This window comes from Zhongshania aquatica (assembly GCF_027257955.1).
GTDB classification, from domain to species: Bacteria; Pseudomonadota; Gammaproteobacteria; order Pseudomonadales; family Spongiibacteraceae; genus Spongiibacter; species Spongiibacter aquatica.
Genome location: NZ_JANZNQ010000006.1, coordinates 159,114 through 180,480, shown reverse-complemented (window position 1 = coordinate 180,480; position 21,367 = coordinate 159,114). Strand labels below are relative to the sequence as shown.

Here is a 21,367-nt window from a genome sequence, read left to right as displayed (position 1 = left end):
CGCGAAATCGGGATGCGTATTTTCCCGAATTTCGCGCACTACCGCAAATCTATTTACGCTTCTTGCGATTCGGCATGTGTATAGCGTGTCCATTTACCGCCAATGCGGCCTCATGAACTGCTTCAGACAGCGTTGGATGACCAAATACAGTCAGGCCAATATCTTCTGCTGATGAGCCGAATTCCATAGCGATAACAACTTGTTGCACTAAATCTGCGGCACTGGCGCCGATGATATGGCAACCAAGAATACGATCAGTGTCTTCGTGGGCAAGCATTTTTACCATACCCACTGAATCATTTGCGGCAACCGCCCGGCCAATGGCCATAAACGGAAACGTACCTACTTTATAAGGAATGCCGTCGGCCTTTAACTGCTCTTCCGTTTTACCAACACCGGCTACTTCAGGGTGCGTGTATATAACCGAGGGAATACAGTCGTAATTCATCGCCACTTTATGGCCAGCAATACGTTCCGCAACCATAACGCCCTCTTCCGAACCCTTGTGAGCCAGCATGGGGCCACGAACAATATCGCCTACAGCAAAAATACCTGGCGCGTCGGTCTTGCAGTGATCGTCGACAAAGATAAAACCACGCTCGTCTAGATTTACGCCGCAATCTGGCGCAAGTAAGCCACTGCTTAGCGGTTTACGGCCAACGCAGACGATTAACTTATCAAAGACCTCAGTCTTCTCTTCGTCATTGAGGGTGTAACTTACCTCTACCTTGCCATTCTCGATCTTGGTCGCGGTAACCCGGGCACCTAAACGAATATCTAAACCTTGCTTCTTAAATACCTTGGCCGCTTCTTTTGCTATTTGGCCATCTACCGCAGGCAGGAATGAATCCAATGCCTCAAGGACTACAACTTCACTGCCCACGCGGGACCATACACTGCCTAACTCTAAGCCAATAACACCAGCGCCGATTACGCCAAGCTTGGCAGGCACACTTTGAAATTCCAGCGCGCCCGTTGAATCAACAATAATGTCTTGATCGACTGGCGCGGGCGGTATCGCAACCGGAATGGAACCAGCAGCAATAATAATATTCTCCGCATCTAAGATGCTGGTGCTACCATCAGCAGCGGTAACTTCGACCTTTTTCCCCGCCAGTACTTTGCCAGTGCCCTCGATCGCAGTCACGCCATTCGCTTGGAATAGACCGCCGATACCACCTACCATCTGGGTAACGACTGCATCTTTGCGTTTTATCATGGTGGGAATATCAATACTCACATCACCGGTGCCAATACCGTGAACAGCAAAGTTGTCCTTAGCTTCGTGGTACTTGTAACTACTGTCCAGCAAGGCTTTTGAAGGGATACATCCGACATTCAAGCAGGTTCCACCAAGGGCTAACTTGTCGTTTTTGTTGCGGGCTTTTTCTATACAGGCAGTCTTCAAACCGAGCTGCGCCGCACGAATTGCTGCAACATACCCCGCTGGGCCAGATCCAATTACTACCACATCAAATTTCGACATTTCCACTTCCTATTCTTTAGTTCGTATTCGGCCATCGCATACAATGGCCAAGCACATCTAAATGGGTCACGCACCGGATTGGCCGGCGTCGGCCATCACATCGTTAAACTTCTAGCAAGATTCGAGCTGGATCTTCGAGTAGATCCTTGATGGTCACAAGAAATTGAACAGCGTCCTTACCATCGACCAATCGGTGATCGTAAGACAGCGCTAAATACATCATCGGCTGAATAACAACCTCACCGTTGACAGCCATCGGACGGTCTTGAATTTTATGCATACCCAAAATAGCGGTTTGCGGAGGATTCAAAATTGGCGTCGATAACAAAGAACCAAAAACACCGCCGTTAGTGATAGTAAAGGTGCCGCCGGTCATATCTTCAATCGATAGCTTGCCGTCTTTAGCGCGCAAACCGTACTCGCGAATTTTCTCCTCAATCTTGGCAAGGCTCATATTCTCTGCGTCGCGAAGCACGGGCACAACCAAGCCCTTCTCAGTAGAAACTGCCACACCGACATCTTGGAAGCCATGATAAACAACATCGTCGCCATCAATTGAGGCATTTACCGCAGGATAACGTTTAAGCGCTTCACAGGCTGCTTTTACAAAAAATCCCATAAAGCCAAGGCGCGTGCCGTTGTGAGACTTTTCAAACAAGTCCTTGTATTGATTGCGCAGAGACATAATTGGCTCCATGTTGACCTCGTTAAAGGTGGTCAACATGGCGGTGGTGTGCGTCGCCTCAAGTAGTCGCTCGGCGATACGCTTACGCAAGCGAGTCATCGGCACGCGTTTTTCTACGCGCTCCCCTGCAGGCACATCCACTGCCGGCGCAGCGGCTGGAGTAGATTTCGCTGCTGGCGCCGCCGCAGGAGCCGCTGCTGCAGGTTTAAAGTTAGCAACGTCTTCTTTTGTGATAACGCCACCTTTACCGGTGCCCGTTACCGCCGCCGCTTCAATGCCTTTTTCTTCCAGCATTTTGCGTGCAGCTGGACTGATTTTTAAGTCAGCAGACGCGGGTGTGGCGGCGGCTTCCTCTTGGGCTGGAGCCGAAGTAGCGCTAGCTGCAGCGCCTTCTTCAAACAGCGCAATAAGCTCATCGCTCAGTACGGTATCGCCTTCGCCCTTAATGATTTCCTTCAGGACGCCATCGGCAGGCGCAACGACCTCAAGAACAACTTTATCGGTTTCTATATCAACAAGCGGTTCATCACGTGTTACAGCCTCGCCGACCTGCTTATGCCATGTTGCGATGGAGCCATCTGCGACTGATTCTGGAAAAGTTGGCGCTTTTATTTCAGTACTCATCATTCTTCCTGTCAATTAATATCGCTGTACAAGACAGTCTTTATAAGTTGATTAAAACCTTAAAGTTTCAATGCCTGTTTAATGAATTTTTCTTGCTGTGCCATGTGCAAGGCCATGTATCCCGCAGCAGGCGAAGCAGACGGTTCGCGCCCCACATAACCCAACAACAGATTCTTATCAGGCTTAAAGCTGCGAATCACGCGCGTCATACGATGGCGACTGTTATACCACGCACCTTGGTTACGCGGCTCTTCCTGACACCAAACCACTTTCTTAAGGTTTGGATATCCAGCAATAGCGTTACGCAAATCGTCATACGGGAAGGGGTAAACTTGTTCAAGACGAACTATCGCTACCGAATCTTTACCGTGTTCACGACGTGCGGCGCGAAGATCGTAATAGACCTTACCACTGCACAGAATCATGCGCGTGACTTTTGATTTATCGATATCATCAGTCTCGTCAATCACATTCTGGAAGTGACCGTCGGTTAATTCCTCTAGGCTCGACACTGCTTCTTTATGACGAAGCAAACTCTTTGGCGACATGACAACCAGCGGACGACGCAATGGACGAATCGCTTGACGGCGCAGCATGTGATAAACCTGAGCAGGCGTTGACGGCACGCAAACCTGAATATTGTGCTCCGCACACAGCTGCAAGAATCGCTCTAGTTTTGCCGATGAATGCTCAGGACCTTGGCCTTCGTAACCGTGCGGCAGCAGCATCGTTAAACCACACAAGCGGCCCCACTTTAATTCACCACTACTAATGAATTGATCGATAACAACTTGGGCACCGTTGGCAAAATCACCAAACTGCGCTTCCCAGATAACCAAAGCGTCTGGCTGGGTTGTTGAATAGCCATATTCGAAAGCGAGTACCGCCTCCTCTGACAAAAGCGAGTCAAAAATCGAAAACGCTGGTTGATCTGGCGCCATATTTTGAAGTGGCACGTAACGGCGAGCATCAGTCTGGCTATGCAAAACAGCGTGGCGGTGAGAGAACGTACCACGACCAACGTCCTGACCGGTTAAACGCACTTTATGCCCTTGCTTTAGCAAGGTACCGTAGGCCAGTGTTTCAGCAAATCCCCAGTTGATCGGCATTGCGCCAGCGGCCATTTTGTTACGGTCTTCGTAGATCTTCGCCACTTGTCGCTGCACAACGATGCCCTCAGGAATCGCGTTAACAAGCTCAGCAGTTTCTTTTAAGAGCTTAGGATCTATCGAAGTATCGCCGGCAACATCCCATGCGTGCCCAAGATAAGGAGTCCAATCAACAAACAGCTCAGTGTTCGGCTGCATGACGAGGCTTTTCGCGACATGCTCACCATTGTCGAGTGCTTGGCGATATTCGTCAGCCATTTTATCGGCCAGCTCTTTGGTTATCGCACCTTCTTCAAGCAGTTTATTAACATACAGCTCGCGGGTGGTTTTTTGTTTACTGATTTTGTTATACATCAGCGGCTGGGTGCCAGATGGCTCATCAGCTTCGTTATGGCCGCGACGACGATAACAAATAAGATCGACAACCACGTCTTTTTTAAACTCTTGACGGAAATCAGCGGCCAGCTGGCTAACAAACCATACAGCTTCAGGGTCATCGGCATTCACGTGGAATATTGGCGCCTGGACCATTTTGGCAACATCGGTACAATATTCGGTAGAGCGTGCATCTTCCTGCAAGCTCGTAGTGAAACCAACCTGGTTATTTATCACGATATGAACCGTACCACCGGTTTTATACGCGCGGGTTTGAGACATTTGGAACGTCTCCATAACCACACCCTGCCCTGCAAAAGCAGCGTCACCGTGAAGCACGATAGGAACAACCTTGTCACCGATTGGGTCGTTGCGACGATCTTGTCGTGCGCGCACAGAACCTTCAACAACTGGCGATACAATTTCTAAATGCGATGGGTTAAACGCCAAGGCCAAATGAACTTCGCCACCGGGCGTCATAACATTTGATGAGAAACCTTGGTGGTATTTAACATCCGCTGACCCTTGGTACTTCACCTTGCCTTCAAATTCATCAAATAACTCGGCGGGGTTTTTACCTAGGATATTCACCAGCAGATTTAGACGGCCACGGTGCGCCATACCTATAACCATTTCCTTTGCGCCATAGGAACCGGCGCGCTGAATAATGGCATCCATCATCGGAATTAAGCTTTCGCCACCCTCAAGACCGAAGCGCTTAGTGCCTGGATATTTCGAGCCCAGAGACTTTTCCAAACCTTCGGCAGCAGTTAAGCGTTCCAACAAGTGCGTACGAATATCGAGGCCGTATTGAGGCTGAGAGCGAACACTTTCCATACGCTGCTGAATCCACGTGCGCTCACGGGTATCAACAATATGCATGAACTCCGCGCCGACAGAGCGACAGTAAGTCGCGCGTAGAGAGTTGTATATCTCTTTCAGACTAGCCTGATCTTTACCGATATACAGACTACCGGTCTGAAAGGTGGTATCAAAATCCGCTTCGCTCAACTGGTGATATTGCAATTCAAGATCGGGCACGCGCTTACGCTGCCACAAACCGAGAGGGTCGAGTTCCGCCTCTTGATGCCCGCGCTGACGATAGGCGCTCACCAACTGAATAACTCTTACCTGCTTGCGCTCATGAACACTAATATCGTTGTTCTGGGGGCCGCTATAGCGGATAGGGGTTTTTGCAAGCTGGGCAAAATGATCGCGAACCGGCGAGTGAGGGATATCGTGTGTCGTGTTTTCACTTACGCGGGGTAATTGCTGAAAGTAATTGCGCCATTCGTCAGAAACGGCATTTGGATCTGTGAGGTAGGCTTCATACAACTCTTCTACGTAAGTCGCATTACCGCCTGATATATGTGAGCTTTTCCATAGAAGCTCCATCGAATTTTTCTGCATTCCTGTCCACCTAAAAATAAGGGAAGTGGCAGTCTGAATGATCATTGCCCGATAAGGCTCTTCTCATCCTGTTTAGCCCAGCAGCATTCAGTGTACGCCGCAGAACCGACTCGCACCACAGGGAACGTCCCTTCCCTCTTATACGCTTTAACGCTCATATAGTGCCGGTAAGCACCGAGTTGTATTTTATTTGGCGCTGTTCGTAAACAGCGCCAGAGGACTAACTTTACGCAGAGTTTTATTTCTCGGCCGAAGCCGAGGGAATACTTAAGTTGCTCTGCTTAGCAACATATTCCGAATATGACCAATGGCCTTTGTAGGGTTTAGACCCTTAGGGCAAACGTTGACGCAGTTCTGAATGCCGTGGCAGCGGAACACGCTGAACGGATCATCAAGATCGCTCAAACGCTCCTCGGTTGCGGTGTCGCGGCTATCTGCTAAAAAGCGATAAGCCTGTAACAAACCACTTGGACCAATAAAGCGATCAGGGTTCCACCAGAACGACGGGCAAGCGGTTGAACAGCACGCACAGAGAATACACTCGTACAAACCATCTAACTTCTCGCGATCTTCTGGAGACTGCAGACGCTCAATTGCCGGCGCAGGCGTATCGTTTATCAAGAATGGTTTAATCTTTTCGTACTGCTTGTAGAAAAGACTCATATCTATAACGAGATCGCGAATAACCGGCAACCCAGGTAACGGACGCAACACTAATTTATTGCCACCTTTACCATTTTTAAGCGCTTCAGAAATGGGTGTAATACACGCTAGGCCATTTTTGCCGTTGATGTTCATGCCGTCAGAGCCACATACACCCTCACGGCAAGAACGACGGTAAGACAGTGACGGATCAGCACGTTTTAGCAGTTCGAGGACGTCCAGCACCATCAGGTCTTTGCCTGCGGTATCCACTTCCACTTCCTGCATGTACGGTTCCTGATCAGTTTCAGGATTGTAACGGTAGAGACTGACTTTCAACATATTCGTTTTCCCCTGAATCAGTACGTACGAATTTTTGGCGCAAACGCTTCACGTGTTTTAGGCGTAAAGTTAACCGCCCGCTTACCAACACGCTTATCATTAGGGAAATACACAGAGTGACATAGCCAATTATCATCGTCACGCTCTGGGAAGTCGTCACGCGCGTGAGCGCCGCGACTTTCTGTACGTGCTTCAGCAGCAATAGCTGTCGCCTCTGCAACTTCAAGAAGGTTGTGCAGCTCAAGCGCTTCAATACGAGCGGTGTTATATACGTCACTCTTATCTTCTAGATGAGCATTCTCTATACGAGTACGCAAATCTTGTAGCTTCTTAACACCCTCTTGCATGAAATCACCACGGCGGAATACGCCGAAATGGTTCTGCATTACGTTCTGAAGCTCTTTGCGCAGATCGGCAACTTTCTCACCACCGGTTGAACTGTTTATGCGATCAAGACGCGCAGTCGCTTGAGCAATCTCCGCTTCCGTCGCATCGCGCAATTCGATACCTTCACGCAGTGATTTCTCGATAAACAATCCTGAGGCACGACCAAAGACAACCAAATCTAGCAGTGAATTACCACCTAGACGGTTAGCTCCGTGAACAGATACACAGGCAACCTCACCGCAGGCATACAAGCCTGGGATGACGACATCGTTGCCTTCTTCGTCAATCGACAGCGCCTGCCCATTAACATTCGTTGGAATACCACCCATCATATAGTGACAAGTAGGTACAACGGGAATCGGCTCTTTTACTGGATCCGCATGAGCAAAGGTACGAGACAATTCGCAAATACCAGGCAAACGGCTTTCCAATACTTCTTCACCGAGATGATCTAGCTTCAAGAATACGTGATCGCCATTTGGACCACAGCCACGACCTTCGAGAATTTCCAACGTCATAGAACGCGCTACGACATCACGGCCCGCCAAATCTTTCGCATTTGGCGCGTAACGCTCCATGAAGCGCTCGCCATCTTTATTTATTAAGTAACCGCCTTCGCCGCGACAACCTTCAGTAACCAATGTGCCAGCGCCTGCAATACCCGTTGGGTGGAACTGCCACATTTCGATATCTTGGACTGGGAAGCCCGCGCGCAACGCCATACCAACGCCATCACCAGTATTGATATGGGCATTAGTCGTGGAGGCATAAATACGCCCCGCACCACCGGTGGCAAATACAGTCGCCTTGGATTTAACGTAGACAACTTCACCCGTTTCGATGCAGATAGCGATAACACCAACAACTGCGCCGTCTTGGTTTTTGACCAGATCCGTTGCATACCACTCGTTGAAAAACACGGTGTTGTTTTTCAAGTTACCCTGATAAAGCGTATGCAACAGTGCGTGACCTGTACGGTCTGCCGCTGCACAAGTACGAGCGGCCTGACCGCCCTCACCAAATGCTTTTGACTGCCCGCCGAAAGGACGTTGATAAATACGACCTTCCTCTGTACGAGAAAAAGGTAAACCCATATGATCCAGCTCAAAAACCGCCTCGGGACCAACTTGACACATATATTCAATGGCTTCCTGATCACCAATGTAATCAGAGCCTTTTACAGTGTCATACATATGCCACTGCCACTGATCCTGAGGATCCGCGCTAGCGATCGCACAGGTAATACCGCCTTGAGCAGAAACTGTATGTGAGCGTGTGGGGAATACTTTAGAAATTACTGCCGTCTTATACCCAGACTGGGCCAACTGCAAAGCCGCGCGCATACCTGCGCCGCCGCCACCAACAATTACACCATCAAAAGAAATTGTACGAATATTAGCCATTGCTTAACTCCAAAGAATCTGGATGCCCCAAACGAGGTAGGTGAACAAAACAACAGCCGAAGCTGCTTGAAATGCCAAGCGCAAAATTGTGCCTCGGCCACCCATCATTCGTTCAGTTAGGTAGTCAGTCGATACTGACCACAAACCAATCCAAGCGTGTGAAACAATGGACAACACTGCCGCGGTGCTGAAAACACGCATGAAGGTGCTGTCAAAATACGCACTCCACTCTGCATAGGTGATATCTGAACCACCGCACACCAAATAAAAACCAACTACTAACATATATGCCAGCAGAACCACACCGGACACCCGCTGCACTAACCAGTCAGATAAACCACTGCGTCCTAAATTCGTTACTGAACTTACCATATCCACAACCCCGTCAGCAGAACCAATACCGCTGTTACAGCTAGCACCAACTTCGCACCAGCTACGCCACCTTCCATAGTCTCGCCAATACCGGCATCCATGACCAAATGTTTCACACCTGCGGCCGAGTGGTAACTCAAACCGATCAACACGGCCCAAATACTTAGTTTGCCCCAGAAGGAAGCCAAGCACGCCTTCGCCTGCTCAAAGCCCTCAGGACCGTCCAAGCTAGTGCCAAGAAACCAAAACAGCAGGGCTACGCCCGCCACAAGAAACACACCACTTACGCGGTGTAAAATTGAGGTATATGCGGTAATCGGCAGCGCGATTGTTCCGATATCCAAGTTCACAGGTCGTTTATCGTTCACGGTTTTTGCCACACTTTTAATTTCTGGCCCGAAAAATACGAGCGGTTTAAAGGGAGTGGATCAATCAAATACCGAACTCTCCAATCCGGTACTGCTTCCTTAGAGACAGGAGTGTTTAAACTCCCAAAGAAACGCCGCGCATTATAGGGCCATCCAAGTGCAATTACAAACCCTTAAACAAGCGAGCAATGCGCTCAAAAAACGTGTATATCAAGGGCTTAAGCCACCATTTCGCACTATTATGGCGCCATAACAAATTTGAAAAGCGATGAAAACAGCGTACCCAATTAGCGAACATTTATTCACAAATTATAAAAAGAGATCAGACCTTGATATTTAGAATTCCATCCGAGTCAATAGCGCGCTAAAATGTGCACACCGTTGACAAAACATTTCAGCGCTCTATATTTGTCACTCCCGCGAAAGCGGATCTCCCCGTGTTACTTCTAGGCAATACCTTGCCGGATGCTAGATACTGGGAGCCAATGCCACAAGCAAGATTACAAAGTTACAGGAGCCCGTCCCCATGAGCGATAAGAAAGCAAGTCTGAGTATCGATGGCAAAACGCTGGACCTTAAAGTCCATTCCGGCACCATCGGACCAGACGTCATCGAAGTAAGCGCCCTGACGGGTAACGGCTATTTCACCTATGATCCCGGTTTTGTCTCCACCGCAGCTTGCGAGTCAAAAATCACCTATATTGATGGCGATAAAGGAATACTGCTTCATGGCGGTTACCCTATTGAGCAACTCGCTGAACATTCAGACTACTTAGAAACCTGCTACCTATTACTTTATGGTGCGTTACCAAACGCAGAGCAGAAAGAAAAGTTTGTAAACAAAGTTCGAATGCACACCATGGTCAACGACCAAATGAGCACGTTTTTCAAAGGCTTCCGCCGCGACGCCCACCCAATGGCGATCATGTGTGGCGTAGTTGGCGCATTATCAGCGTTCTATCACGACTCGCTAGACATTACCGATGAAAAACACCGCGAAATTTCAGCGATTCGCCTAATTGCAAAAATGCCTACACTGGCGGCAATGACCTATAAATACACCATCGGCCAGCCGTTCATGTATCCGCAGAATCACCTGAGCTACTCTGAAAACTTCCTGCACATGATGTTTGGCAATCCCTGCGAGCAAGACAAAGTAAACCCAGTACTCGCGAAAGCAATGGACAAGATTTTCCTATTACACGCAGACCACGAGCAAAACGCGTCAACCTCAACCGTACGCTTGGCGGGATCTACTGGCGCCAACCCATTCGCCTGTATTTCTGCAGGTATTGCAGCGCTTTGGGGACCCTCACACGGCGGCGCGAACGAAGCAGTACTAGACATGCTTAACGAGATTGGCGACGAATCAAGAATCGAAGAGTTTGTAGCGAAAGCAAAAGACAAAGACGATCCATTCCGCCTAATGGGCTTTGGTCATCGCGTTTACAAAAACTTCGACCCGCGCGCCAAAGTGATGAAACAGGCTGCGGACGAAGTACTAGCTGAACTAGGCTTGGAGGACGATCCACTGCTGGTCATTGCTAAACGTCTTGAGCAGATTGCCCTTGAAGACGAATACTTTGTTGAAAGAAAACTTTACCCGAACGTTGATTTTTACTCGGGCATTATCTTGAAGGCAATTGGTATTCCTACTAGCATGTTTACCGTTATTTTTGCTCTAGGGCGCACGCCAGGTTGGATTGCACACTGGAACGAAATGATCAGTGGCAGCTACCGTATCGGTCGCCCTCGCCAGCTTTATACCGGACCAGTTCAACGCGACTTCGTACCGCTAGATAAGCGTTAAGAAACGAAAAAAGGCCGCAAATGCGGCCTTTTTTATGCGCTACCCAATAGTAAAACATCATTTAAAACTCAGCTAAGCATCAAAGATTAGCGTGTCTTATACTCAAACCCCATCTCAGCGCCATCTACCGAATCACCATAATTACTGAGATTACTATTTTTATCGAATTCGACACCGTCTTTCATACGCAATTTAGTTTTCAATGTTAGACGCTTGTCGTCCTCGTTACTTTTTTGATCGAACCAAGATTCCACCCCGTAACGACCACCCTCATCGCTCTGCCAATCTCGAACTTCAGACTGACTTTCTCGGGGTACGCTCAGATCTAGTGTCACTTCACTCTTAGATTCAGGTGCGGATGACTCTGAGGACACTATACTTGCATCGACTTTGCTCAGTTCGACAGCGATATTTTCCTCAACAGAAGATATAACTTCAGTGTTAGTCACGTCTGCCGCCTCACGTTCTATCGCAGGTTTTTTCCCACAGGCGACAAGGGTTAGAAACAGTAGAGCGATAGAATAACGACGATTAAACATACTTTTTACTACCTAATTCAAACACAGATCTAACAACCATCGTCCGATTGGACAATGGTTAACATAAAAGGTGACGTATAAATTATGCCCATTTTACACAATGACGGTTCAACGGGGATCAAATGAGCAGACTTGCGGGAAAAGTAGCAATTATCACGGGCGCTGCACGCGGGATGGGCGCAGTAACGGCAAAATTGTTTGCTGAACATGGCGCACAAGTAGTTATCGCCGACATTCTTGACGAGGCTGGAGAGGCACTGGCCGCTTCAATCGGCAAAAATGCGCATTATGTTCACACAGACGTTTCAAATGAAGCTGACTGGCAACGTCTAGTTGAAAAAGCAGAATCCCTTGGCCCACTCAATATTCTAGTAAATAACGCCGCCATTCTGCACGCCTCGTCGATTGCGGACTCAGACGGTGATGACTATATGCGCGTCATCAAAATAAACCAACTTGGCACCTACCTCGGCATTCGCGCCGCAATCGAACCGATGAAAAAGGCAGGTAGCGGATCTATCATTAACATTTCTTCCATCGACGGACTGCAAGCAAAAAATGGGCTCTCGGCCTATGCGTCGAGCAAGTGGGCCGTAAGAGGACTTAGCAAGTCAGCCGCCATTGAACTTGGGCCCTATAACATCCGAGTTAATACCGTCCATCCCGGTGGTATTTTCACAGCGATGCATGGTGCCGAAGGCAAAACTGAGCCATCAGAACAAGACAATGCGTTTTACGTAAACCACGCTCTTCCACGGGTTGGTCTCCCTATAGAAGTGGCAAATATGTCCTTGTTTTTAGCCTCAGATGAAAGCAGCTATTCCACTGGTGCTGAGTTCTTAGTGGACGGTGGCTGGCAGGCCGGGATGAGGCTCAGCATGTTACCCAGCTCATGAATTAATTCCGTACAAAACAAACACTGGAAAGCGATCAAAGGGTCTTCTATATTGGGCATGTAATTTTAATTTAGTCTGCGGAGGACCCAATGGACACCGATCTACACACAATGAACCTGCTCTTTGACCAGCTTGGTCTACCAAGTGAAGACAAAGAGATTGAGCGATTCATTGTCCGACATCGCCCGCTGCCAAGAGGCTTGCAAATACACGAAGCCAGCTTTTGGAAGCCAGCACAAGCTAAGTTTCTGAAGGAATCTTTAGATATAGACGCAGAATGGGCCGAACTTGTCGATGAACTAGATGCGCGCCTGCGCTATTAGCGCAGGCGATGCTGTCGGAAAATTAGCTATTTCCCTCATCTAAACCTATATAGCTAATTTTGGGATATGACACCCATTTAAAAATCTGCTGATAACTGCAGATCATACACTTATGTGGAATCTCACCGGTGGTGGGATTCATCTCTCCGGCGCTTACCATCATGCCATGCCCGCATTTGTCGCAGACATAATTTACCTCTATCGGTTGAACTGGGCGTTTTATTTCAGGCATTACTAGCGTCTCGTATTAAAGCGAACCCTGACCATTTATCGGCGCGGGATCAGCGGATGGCGATGAATTATCTGGTGCTGCACTCGGGATTTTCTTATCAATCCCCCTCTTCGCACGCTCAAGCTCTTTTTCTACAGAATTAATCATGGCTGACCAACCTTCGATTAAGGCGTCATTCGCACTTTCAATTAAGCCTCCCAACGAATTTTGTTGGATTTCGTCTAACTCATTTTTAGCAATCCGTACTCGCTCGTCAATGCCATTAACGCGTTCTGATAAAAGTATTAATTGTGCATCAACGGTTTTCCTATAGGCCTGCGCATCCCTGTATTGCCAATACTCAAGACCAAGTAATACGACAACAATGATCGCCGCCATAAAGACACTCATCGACGTTCTCATTTCTTACTCCTAAGTTACGTCAAAACACAAAAAATTAGAGCTTACTAAGCAAAGACATTACTATGCTATGACAAGAAAGCATAGCGCTCAAATCATGCATCGCAAAACACAATAACGACACTGATTTCAGTATCGGGAAACATCACAAAATGAAATTGAAGTTACTACTGACCGGCAATGAACTCATGGCCGGCGACACCATTGACTCAAACTCCTCAATGATTGCAGAACTTATTACCGATTATGGTTGGCGGATTGAGAAGAAAGTCACCGTAGGTGACGACATGAAGCTGCTTGCCAAAGAAATCGATGAATTAAGCCGAAACTGTGATGTGTTAATTATAAATGGCGGCTTGGGGCCGACCGTCGACGACATGACTTCACAGGCGCTGGCCAATGTTAGCGGTAATAGGCTAACTGAGCATCCCGAGGCCCTCACCCACCTGCGCACATGGTGCGAACAAAAAGGGTTTCGGCTCAACGCATCGAATCTCAAGCAAACCATACTACCTGCGGGCTGCAATATCATTGCCAACGTTAGGGGCAGCGCAGTGGGAATCCACCTCGTGCACAATCATTGCATTATCCTAGCGACTCCGGGGGTGCCAAGCGAATTACGGGTAATGATGAAGAATGAAATTCTGCCATTGCTGGAATCTCAGTTCGAATCCGACCACATTCAAACACAGCGCTTAGCTGTATTTGGACTGGGCGAATCCTCTATTCAGGAGAAGGTAAACGCACAATATCCAGACTGGCCCGAAGATGTAGAACTTGGCTTTCGCGCCTCTATGCCAGTACTTGAGGTTAAGCTCACGACAAGGGGCGAAAACGCTGGTGCCAAATTGAATGAATGGCGCGGCAATATCATCCGTTTGATTGACGACCACTTACTAGGAGATATGCCGCTAACACTAGCGGAAGCGGTAATTTCCGCCGCTAAGAAACACAACCTTACAGTGTGTACAGCCGAGTCTTGCACAGGGGGCAGAATTGCAGCTGAATTGACCAGCGTCGCAGGATCATCGCACGTATTTCCCGGCAGCGTGGTCAGCTACTCCAACCAAATAAAACAGCAATTTCTCGATGTTTCAGAAACAAGCTTAGCCAATCATGGCGCGGTCAGTGAGACCGTCGCACGAGAAATGGCGTTAGGTGCCTTAGCTAAATTAGGGGCAAACCTTGTTGTTGCTGTGACCGGCATAGCCGGACCAGACGGCGGCTGCGAAGAGAAGCCCGTTGGGACAGTTTGGATTGCATGGGGCACTGCCAAGGACCTCCGAGTAGAAAAGTTCTTACTCCCCGTCGACCGCGCATTATTCCAGACACTGGTCACCGCCCTCGGTTTAGACCTCATCAGGCGATACATCTTAAATATCCCTGGTCTACCGGAGCTTATGACTAGACGAAGGGCCTAATTTAATTCGGGATAAAAGACGGCGGCAAACCGGTCAAGGCTAGTTACCTTTGGCCGAAAACCAATCGTCAATCCACTGTAGCAACATTTCATAGGCGCCAGCGATCATCGCAATAGCGTCTTCCTCGCTCACGCCCGTTGGCTCTGCACGACCATACCAATCTACACGACAGCGCGTGTCATCGAGCGCAGTCACTTTCGCATTGGCTGAATAATCCGTTACCGGCATTGGAATGCCTCGCGGAATATCATAAGCAAAAGTCATTGCCGACGAGTCCTGTGCAGTCAGTTGCTCATCTATCGGATCCATGCCGGTAATATGCAATCGGCGAATCATTCCAATTCCTTCACCGATAATTTCTATTTTATCGATGCCTGGCGCCCAATTGATGTCGCCAAAATTTTCTAATAGCCCCCAGATCTTACTCGCTGGAAAATTAAAATCTCGCGTTAAATGCGCTTCAACCATAATCGATACTGCCCTGCTAAATTATTTATTTCGGCAATCATGCCCCAACATCCTTCACGGCACCTCACCCGAACGGCCTAGCTCATTCATTCCTAACGCTTTTGTAACATTCTCACTCGACAATTGGCGCCCCCTTTAAACACTGGTACTCTTAAAACAGGTAACAAACCAATAACTATACACATACAACATCAATAAAACGCCAATCGGCCGGAACAACATTATGAAGGGTAAACCTGCCACGCCTGTGCTGCTGTTTAGTATGGACTCAGATCAATTTTGGGCAGCACCAACAACCACCGGCGGTTTAAAAGCCTACTATGAAAAATACGGCGAAAATAATGACAGCTATCATATCGAGTTAATTCATTTTAAAAATGAAAACGCCATTGTTACTTGGCAACAGCGCTGGCAGGAGCACTATTTACCGCTGATTAAAAAGGCATGTTTACAGAATGAAAAGGCTATTATTGGCTTTAGCATGTACACATGGAATGCCGCCGAATTCCTCGACCTAATCCACAATATCAAAACGGACTGCCCCGATATCCTGTGTATCGCAGGCGGACCGCATGTACAGCAAGCCGAAGACTATCTGGGCGAAGACCCTATCGACATTATTATCCTCGGCGAAGGCGAGACAACGTTTCAGGAGATTCTAGACAACCCCTCGCGTAATGAATGGCACACTATCATGGGAATCGCCTATCTTGAAAACAACGTCATTACTAAAACAGCAGAACGCCAGCGTAGAAAGCTGCTTGATGAACTGCCTTCTCCACTCGATGTTATCGATCTGTGCGATGCCCAAGGTAAACCGCTCTACGATTCCATATCCTACGAAACAAGCCGCGGCTGCCCCTTTAAATGCGCATTCTGTGAATGGGGCACTGGCGCCATAGGGTCTAAAATGTATCAATTTTCTATGGAGCGAGTACGCAGTGACTGGCACCGAATTGTTGATGCTGGTATCAAAGATATCTGGTTAGCAGACTCTAATTTTGGCGCGCTCAAAGAAGATCTTGCAAAAGCTCAGCTTATTTGTGAGCTAAAAGAAAAGACCGGATTACCGAGTAGCTTTGCAACGTCTTGGTCTAAAAAGCACAGCCCTCGGGTTCAGGAAATAGTGCTGCTGCTACATAAAAATGGACTGCTCCCCCACTACCAATTAGCGCTGCAAACACTAACGCCCTTGGCGTTGGAGCTGAGCAATCGTCAAAACATGGCGGCAAATAAATATGAGCCCATCGCGCGCCAAATGGCTGAAGAAGGTGTACCCATCGCCGCCGAACTTATTTGGGGATTACCGGGCGATAATCTTGCCGACTTTGAAACCAATTTAGATCAGCTTCTAAGAACATTCCCTAATCTCAATATATTTGCTTATACCTTGCTGCCCGGCACAGAGTTTTATGAAAAACGCATAGAATATGAAATTGAAACAATCCCAGTAGCTGGCTACGGAAAAGCGAAGGGAGAATATGTTGTTGCCTGTCATACCTTCGACAGAAACGAGGGAATTGAAGGCTATTTTCTGATTACCGCGCACATTCTTTTTGCCCACGGCCATCTGATTCCATTAACCATACGCTATTTAGCGTTACACAACAGCATCACCACTGCACCGCTGCTTCGCGCACTGCTGCGCGCCGTTTGCACTCACTACCAAACAGATATGCCCTCATTAAACCTACAAGATAGAATGACGGTGTATGAAAGCCGAGCCGATATCTTCACCACCATTTTGGCCGATCCAATACGCTTGTATTCATTACTGGAAACGGAAATAGTGCATTATCTGGAACAAACAGAAAATACACATTTGATCTCAGCTAGTCGGAACATATTGGCATTGGATCGCGCACTCTCTCCCCGCCGTGGTGAGGCCAGTGAACTAGATTATGAATTTAACTTTGATGTTATTAGCACAAAAGCCGCACTCGACTGCCTTAGCCTTCCCGACGCAGAGGACTTAAGTACGCAAACGCTGCAGATCCTGACAGTCAAATCACCGGGGGGTGTCGGCAGTATTTTAAAAGATCCAGATGGCGGCGCTTGGCTAAGAGGTGAAATTCAACACAGACCACTCGATGTGCAGACCGTGCGAATTGTTCACCCCAATGTTAAACCTGCTCTACCCATGTGACCGGGCAAAGATGGCACAGCGTTTAGTTTAAAGCAGCTCGTATTTTCTCAGCTGCAGCGGCTAGCGCTTCGCCATCAGCTCGCTTGGCATTGCCGATATTTGCATCAGCCATCTCATTAATTGGCGAAAGATGAATATGGGTATGAGGCACTTCTAAGCCAATAATCATCATACTCACGCGTCGACACTCAAACGCTTTCTTCAATGCTTTCGCTAATATTTGCGAAACCGACATCAGATGGCTAGCTAGGTCCTCTGGCAAATCATCCCAATGGTCTATTTCTAGTCTGGGTATGAGTAAAAGATGTCCTTCCTGAATAGGTTCAATGGTCAAAATTGCGAAAGCGTGTTCATCTTCCCAAACGCAATGACCGGGTAATTCACCCTGAATAATTCGTGTAAAAATGCTAGTCATTCTTTTTCCTCTTTGTCTGATAACCGTGCTATTTGAGCGAATGTCACTCGCAATTTATCCTCAACCTCAGCGCGACCATTCAAGTTATAATCTACAGAAACGCGAGGCCAACTCCTACCTAGCAAGAGTACGCTAACCGCTAATTCGGCATGCTCAAACAGTTGCATATTAGATCGACAACACAACCTGATCATACTCGCCGCAGCCTGCTCAAAAATTAACTCTTTATCGCAATAACGTTTAACCGTTCTAAGGTCGAATTCAACATCGCTATTATTTGCTTCATCGCCAATTAGCAGTGCCACTAACGTATCAGCGCTCATATCTGAATGCACATGTCGCAGGGTTAAAGGCACATCCATCATCAGTCGACGATGCATTAAGTCAAAATCGTGAACAAGTTTGGCATCAAGGCTCTTCGCGACAATTAACGAATATACGCCACTAGAAGTGTCACGACGACTGCCAAGCCACACGGATGTGAATCCACTATGCTGCCAAAAATCAATAACATCTGGAGTCGCAGCAAAACTGGACGATAGATAGGCCGCACCTATATTTCGCGTATATCTTTCTGCCTGAGATAATAATTCTCGCCCTACTCCCAAGCGACGCTGACCTTCTGCAACAGCAATTCTATTCACCCGGTAGCTCAAGCACTCCGCATAATAGGCGCGCGCATTTATGTGCGCCAAACGTTGGGCAACCAAATGTCCCTTTGGTCTGCGCTCACCGCCAATAACCCCTTTGACAAGTTCAGCGCCTAATCGCCCTTCCGGTAGCAGCTGACAGACACCCACGATCCATCCTTCGCACTCTGCAACAATGAGAATGCAGGACGAATCCAACAAATACTGCAGATCTCTTGGCGAGGTTTGATAGTGCGCCTGCACTAATAATCCAAAGACCTGTTTAACCATGGCTTCCTGCGTCAATTCCTCTTTATCAAGAACGCGAAATTGAATTGCGCCCAGATCTCCACAATCAATCAATATTGGTTCAGCGTTTAATAAAAAAGCCTCACTCAAATAATGCTCAAGGGGATCATCCACCGCCCAGCGCACAGGTTCTCGCAACTCAGCACGACGCCATTGCGGAAATTGACTATCTAAAATCTCCTTAAAACGAATATCAAAACCACGACCGCTGCCTTCGTAGCCATGCACCGTCGTCGAAAAAACGAGTCTTGGGTGCTGGCGTACCAGCTTTTCTAATACCACAATAGGTAAAGCGGCGGCCTCATCGACAAACACCAAATCCCAAGCAGTTTCGTCACAAAGCTCAAACGCTGGCAGAAATGTCATCTCACAGTCGTCAATCTTGTAGTGAGAACCCGAGAGTTCTCCACCAGGAAGCTCTTGATGAAGTTGTCGAAATGCCGCCGCAACCGCGTCTTGATGTGGGGCAGTAATGGCTATTCGCTGACAATCACCCGCTTTAAAAAGCGCCGAAGCAGCAATACCCAGCGCCGACGTTTTGCCACGCCCCCTGTCGGATCGGATAACCAGCGGTCGTTTTGCCCTGCCGCGAACGACTTTTAGAATAGCTTCTACTGCAATCTGCTGATCTCGACTTGGCAGCATCGGCTCCCATGTATATGTTAACGAGGGAAGTTGAAATTCAGAGGAATTGCTAACGCTGTCACGTTCGCTGAGGTGATAAACACCATCACTCGCTGACACGTAAGACAGAACGCGTTGTATAAAAAATGAATCACTTTCATCATTTGATAAGTCAGAACGCGATTGAAAATAAGGCGGCCATTCATCAAACTCAGGACACATAAAAATTAAAATACCACCCGCCCGCAGAGTGCCCACTGCCGCAAGCCAGTCGTCGACAGATTGCCAAGAATAGGCATCAATCACGACCGTGCTGAATTCCTGACCTAAATGTCGTTTAGCAATATTAGGAGATAGACCGCACACTGCGCTCTCAGCCAGTAATAAACTCTCATCATTGGCTAGATCTAATTCGCCAAGTTGCGCCTGCGCCCAAGATGACGAACCACTTAAAAACAGGAGATAACGATGTCCGTTGTGCTTACCTACCGAGCGAAGTTGCTGAATAAATGTGTTCATATCAGCATTGTCATACAGAAAATAAACTCACGATTAGGTCGACGGATATACCGGCGCTTCCGGCATACATACATGAAGTATTATCCGATCGTCGCTACGATAAACCATAGCGGAATCAGCCCCCGTATAGTGCTCTGCGAATGCAATTAGACGATCCCGCATTTCTATCTTTGTAACAAAGCCGGATACAACTCCAGCTTCAATAAAGCCCTCTAGCCGGTATAAGACCGCAGGAGGAATATCAAAGCCCTGGGATTGATCACTGAAAAAAGACTTTAACCTAGCCTCTAGCTGGAAAAGATAGTTTGCCGATGCATCACCAGCACTCGCATTGAGCGTCACACCGACACCCGCTCGCGCTGCACTAATACCCAAGGCGCGACAACCACCGCCCACACTTCGCAATTTTCATCCAACCAACTAATCGCGATATCTTCTGTCGCCTTTGTTAACTGATTCGACTTCATCCACGCTGACACCGCAGTGGCATCGTCATTGGCAACTGCCGCTGCGGTGGCAACAAGATCAAGCTCTCCAGCAACAATCAAAACTGCACCCTGCGCGTAAAATCGTTGTAAATCTTTCCACAGAATTCGCGACGTTTCTCGGTTTAGTTTCACCATCACGTCAGAGGATTCGTCTAACATCTCGTATTAACCTTAACTTTGTCATTTTATATTCGATTGGAAAAACCATTGTGCGGTGACACTCGCGAACTTAAAACATCGCTAGTTCAAATCTGGCCACGCCATGTCCCAGGGCGAGCCACAGTTTAACAACACTGCTTGCAAGCCTCCATCAAGAAACACTTCACCGCTTGAAGGCATGGACACATAACTACGCTCAGTACCGCGAAAATGGAATCGTAATGCCATGGCGTGCAGATACATTCGATCCGCGTCTTGAACACTAGGGCCATAGCGACGATCACCTAATATAGGCACACCGAGACTTTTCATTACTACACGTAATTGATGGGTTTTACCTGTGCGGGGCTTTAAAAGATAGGCACGTCGGCCATCCTGAGTAGCATAACTAAAAAATTGAGTTACCGATGGATTCGTTCGTGTGCGACTGAGTAAATAACTGCCACTGCGACTCTTTTTTATGTCTCCAACAATCATGCCTTGCTTTTTAAGTGGCTTCCCATCGGCTATCGCGAAATAGTATTTTTCAATCTCCCGATTAGAAAACAACTCACCAAATTCAGCAGCTGCAGCTGGACTTTTAGCCAGTAGAAGCAAGCCGGATGTTGCATCATCGAGTCTATGCACCAAATGAAATGATTCGCTGGGAAAGTCTGCGTGAACTACATCTATCAAACTTTGGGCATGCTGATTACGATGTAAATTAACGCCTGGCTCTTTATCAATAACGAGGTAGTCCTCATTATTTTCTATCACTCGATAGCCCATCTCACGATCAGTCGCCATG

Annotated in this window: 20 protein-coding genes; 5 read left to right on the top strand and 15 right to left on the bottom strand. The window is 47.9% G+C overall.

Annotated features, from left to right (window positions below; all coding sequences use genetic code 11):
• Positions 1–49: 49 nt before the first annotated feature.
• The 7 genes from lpdA to sdhC form a co-directional block, all read right to left on the bottom strand.
• Positions 50–1,486, bottom strand: coding sequence for a dihydrolipoyl dehydrogenase (lpdA, locus tag O9X78_RS08325; protein WP_269619174.1), 1,437 nt, complete (start codon positions 1,484–1,486; stop codon positions 50–52).
• A 103-nt stretch (positions 1,487–1,589) separates the two neighbouring features.
• Positions 1,590–2,795 (bottom strand): 2-oxoglutarate dehydrogenase complex dihydrolipoyllysine-residue succinyltransferase, encoded by a 1,206-nt coding sequence (gene odhB, locus O9X78_RS08320; RefSeq protein ID WP_269619173.1) that lies wholly within the window; start codon positions 2,793–2,795, stop codon positions 1,590–1,592.
• Between the two features lie 59 nt (positions 2,796–2,854).
• Positions 2,855–5,689: a 2-oxoglutarate dehydrogenase E1 component gene (locus O9X78_RS08315; RefSeq protein WP_269619172.1), complete on the bottom strand. Its 2,835-nt coding sequence runs from the start codon at positions 5,687–5,689 to the stop codon at positions 2,855–2,857.
• Between the two features lie 267 nt (positions 5,690–5,956).
• Positions 5,957–6,673, bottom strand: coding sequence for a succinate dehydrogenase iron-sulfur subunit (locus O9X78_RS08310; RefSeq protein ID WP_269619171.1), 717 nt, complete (start codon positions 6,671–6,673; stop codon positions 5,957–5,959).
• A 17-nt stretch (positions 6,674–6,690) separates the two neighbouring features.
• The gene (sdhA, locus tag O9X78_RS08305) at positions 6,691–8,463 is read right to left on the bottom strand and encodes a succinate dehydrogenase flavoprotein subunit (RefSeq protein WP_269619170.1); all 1,773 of its coding nucleotides are present in this window, start codon (positions 8,461–8,463) and stop codon (positions 6,691–6,693) included.
• A 3-nt stretch (positions 8,464–8,466) separates the two neighbouring features.
• Complete coding sequence (gene sdhD, locus O9X78_RS08300; RefSeq protein ID WP_269619169.1) at positions 8,467–8,835, bottom strand: succinate dehydrogenase, hydrophobic membrane anchor protein; 369 nt, start codon at positions 8,833–8,835, stop codon at positions 8,467–8,469.
• Positions 8,829–9,203 (bottom strand): succinate dehydrogenase, cytochrome b556 subunit, encoded by a 375-nt coding sequence (sdhC, locus tag O9X78_RS08295; protein ID WP_269619168.1) that lies wholly within the window; start codon positions 9,201–9,203, stop codon positions 8,829–8,831. The genes sdhD and sdhC overlap by 7 nt, the downstream gene beginning before the upstream one ends.
• Positions 9,204–9,729: 526 nt before the next feature.
• On the opposite strand from sdhC, the gene gltA reads away from it, so the two are divergent.
• On the top strand, positions 9,730–11,013 hold the full coding sequence (gene gltA / locus O9X78_RS08290; RefSeq protein WP_269619167.1) for a citrate synthase: 1,284 nt from the start codon (positions 9,730–9,732) through the stop codon (positions 11,011–11,013).
• A gap of 86 nt (positions 11,014–11,099) precedes the next feature.
• Here the strand turns inward: gltA and O9X78_RS08285 are convergent, their stop codons facing one another.
• Positions 11,100–11,552 (bottom strand): hypothetical protein, encoded by a 453-nt coding sequence (locus O9X78_RS08285; protein ID WP_269619166.1) that lies wholly within the window; start codon positions 11,550–11,552, stop codon positions 11,100–11,102.
• Between the two features lie 122 nt (positions 11,553–11,674).
• Here O9X78_RS08285 and O9X78_RS08280 point away from each other — a divergent pair, with 122 nt between their 5' ends.
• Entirely contained in the window at positions 11,675–12,448 is a 774-nt protein-coding gene (locus O9X78_RS08280; protein ID WP_269619165.1) for a glucose 1-dehydrogenase, read from the top strand.
• Between the two features lie 89 nt (positions 12,449–12,537).
• Complete coding sequence (locus tag O9X78_RS08275; protein ID WP_269619164.1) at positions 12,538–12,771, top strand: DUF2789 domain-containing protein; 234 nt, start codon at positions 12,538–12,540, stop codon at positions 12,769–12,771.
• A gap of 247 nt (positions 12,772–13,018) precedes the next feature.
• Here O9X78_RS08275 and O9X78_RS08270 read toward each other — a convergent pair whose 3' ends face one another.
• Positions 13,019–13,405 carry a hypothetical protein gene (locus O9X78_RS08270; protein ID WP_269619163.1) on the bottom strand — a complete coding sequence of 129 codons (387 nt, stop codon included), beginning with the start codon at positions 13,403–13,405 and terminating at the stop codon, positions 13,019–13,021.
• Between the two features lie 149 nt (positions 13,406–13,554).
• Between O9X78_RS08270 and O9X78_RS08265 the strand changes: the two genes are divergently transcribed.
• A complete protein-coding gene (locus O9X78_RS08265; RefSeq protein ID WP_269619162.1) occupies positions 13,555–14,823 on the top strand; it encodes a CinA family nicotinamide mononucleotide deamidase-related protein in 1,269 nt (422 codons plus the stop codon).
• Between the two features lie 39 nt (positions 14,824–14,862).
• Here O9X78_RS08265 and O9X78_RS08260 read toward each other — a convergent pair whose 3' ends face one another.
• The gene (locus O9X78_RS08260; protein WP_269619161.1) at positions 14,863–15,291 is read right to left on the bottom strand and encodes an SRPBCC family protein; all 429 of its coding nucleotides are present in this window, start codon (positions 15,289–15,291) and stop codon (positions 14,863–14,865) included.
• Positions 15,292–15,514: 223 nt separating this feature from the next.
• Here O9X78_RS08260 and O9X78_RS08255 point away from each other — a divergent pair, with 223 nt between their 5' ends.
• Entirely contained in the window at positions 15,515–17,437 is a 1,923-nt protein-coding gene (locus O9X78_RS08255; RefSeq protein WP_269619160.1) for a B12-binding domain-containing radical SAM protein, read from the top strand.
• Between the two features lie 22 nt (positions 17,438–17,459).
• Here the strand turns inward: O9X78_RS08255 and O9X78_RS08250 are convergent, their stop codons facing one another.
• The 5 genes from O9X78_RS08250 to O9X78_RS08230 form a co-directional block, all read right to left on the bottom strand.
• Positions 17,460–17,852: an HIT family protein gene (locus O9X78_RS08250; RefSeq protein WP_269619159.1), complete on the bottom strand. Its 393-nt coding sequence runs from the start codon at positions 17,850–17,852 to the stop codon at positions 17,460–17,462.
• Positions 17,849–19,933, bottom strand: a complete 2,085-nt coding sequence (locus O9X78_RS08245) for a GNAT family N-acetyltransferase (protein ID WP_269619158.1) — start codon at positions 19,931–19,933, stop codon at positions 17,849–17,851. The genes O9X78_RS08250 and O9X78_RS08245 overlap by 4 nt, the downstream gene beginning before the upstream one ends.
• Before the next feature lie 33 nt (positions 19,934–19,966).
• Positions 19,967–20,275, bottom strand: a complete 309-nt coding sequence (locus O9X78_RS08240) for a hypothetical protein (RefSeq protein ID WP_269619157.1) — start codon at positions 20,273–20,275, stop codon at positions 19,967–19,969.
• Positions 20,272–20,580, bottom strand: coding sequence for a DUF2288 domain-containing protein (locus tag O9X78_RS08235; protein ID WP_269619156.1), 309 nt, complete (start codon positions 20,578–20,580; stop codon positions 20,272–20,274). The genes O9X78_RS08240 and O9X78_RS08235 overlap by 4 nt, the downstream gene beginning before the upstream one ends.
• Positions 20,581–20,661: 81 nt before the next feature.
• A complete protein-coding gene (locus tag O9X78_RS08230; protein WP_269619155.1) occupies positions 20,662–21,366 on the bottom strand; it encodes a pseudouridine synthase in 705 nt (234 codons plus the stop codon).
• Position 21,367 lies beyond the last annotated feature (1 nt).

Excerpts from the sequence above, each read along its gene's own strand:
- lpdA (WP_269619174.1), bottom strand. The coding sequence starts at position 1,486 with ATGTCGAAATTTGATGTGGTAGTAATTGGATCTGGCCCAGCGGGGTAT.
- odhB (WP_269619173.1), bottom strand. The coding sequence starts at position 2,795 with ATGAGTACTGAAATAAAAGCGCCAACTTTTCCAGAATCAGTCGCAGAT.
- O9X78_RS08315 (WP_269619172.1), bottom strand. The coding sequence starts at position 5,689 with ATGCAGAAAAATTCGATGGAGCTTCTATGGAAAAGCTCACATATATCA.
- O9X78_RS08310 (WP_269619171.1), bottom strand. The coding sequence starts at position 6,673 with ATGTTGAAAGTCAGTCTCTACCGTTACAATCCTGAAACTGATCAGGAA.
- sdhA (WP_269619170.1), bottom strand. The coding sequence starts at position 8,463 with ATGGCTAATATTCGTACAATTTCTTTTGATGGTGTAATTGTTGGTGGC.
- sdhD (WP_269619169.1), bottom strand. The coding sequence starts at position 8,835 with ATGGTAAGTTCAGTAACGAATTTAGGACGCAGTGGTTTATCTGACTGG.
- gltA (WP_269619167.1), top strand. The coding sequence starts at position 9,730 with ATGAGCGATAAGAAAGCAAGTCTGAGTATCGATGGCAAAACGCTGGAC.
- O9X78_RS08285 (WP_269619166.1), bottom strand. The coding sequence starts at position 11,552 with ATGTTTAATCGTCGTTATTCTATCGCTCTACTGTTTCTAACCCTTGTC.
- O9X78_RS08280 (WP_269619165.1), top strand. The coding sequence starts at position 11,675 with ATGAGCAGACTTGCGGGAAAAGTAGCAATTATCACGGGCGCTGCACGC.
- O9X78_RS08275 (WP_269619164.1), top strand. The coding sequence starts at position 12,538 with ATGGACACCGATCTACACACAATGAACCTGCTCTTTGACCAGCTTGGT.
- O9X78_RS08270 (WP_269619163.1), bottom strand. The coding sequence starts at position 13,405 with ATGAGAACGTCGATGAGTGTCTTTATGGCGGCGATCATTGTTGTCGTA.
- O9X78_RS08265 (WP_269619162.1), top strand. The coding sequence starts at position 13,555 with ATGAAATTGAAGTTACTACTGACCGGCAATGAACTCATGGCCGGCGAC.
- O9X78_RS08260 (WP_269619161.1), bottom strand. The coding sequence starts at position 15,291 with ATGGTTGAAGCGCATTTAACGCGAGATTTTAATTTTCCAGCGAGTAAG.
- O9X78_RS08255 (WP_269619160.1), top strand. The coding sequence starts at position 15,515 with ATGAAGGGTAAACCTGCCACGCCTGTGCTGCTGTTTAGTATGGACTCA.
- O9X78_RS08250 (WP_269619159.1), bottom strand. The coding sequence starts at position 17,852 with ATGACTAGCATTTTTACACGAATTATTCAGGGTGAATTACCCGGTCAT.
- O9X78_RS08245 (WP_269619158.1), bottom strand. The coding sequence starts at position 19,933 with ATGAACACATTTATTCAGCAACTTCGCTCGGTAGGTAAGCACAACGGA.
- O9X78_RS08235 (WP_269619156.1), bottom strand. The coding sequence starts at position 20,580 with ATGTTAGACGAATCCTCTGACGTGATGGTGAAACTAAACCGAGAAACG.
- O9X78_RS08230 (WP_269619155.1), bottom strand. The coding sequence starts at position 21,366 with ATGGCGACTGATCGTGAGATGGGCTATCGAGTGATAGAAAATAATGAG.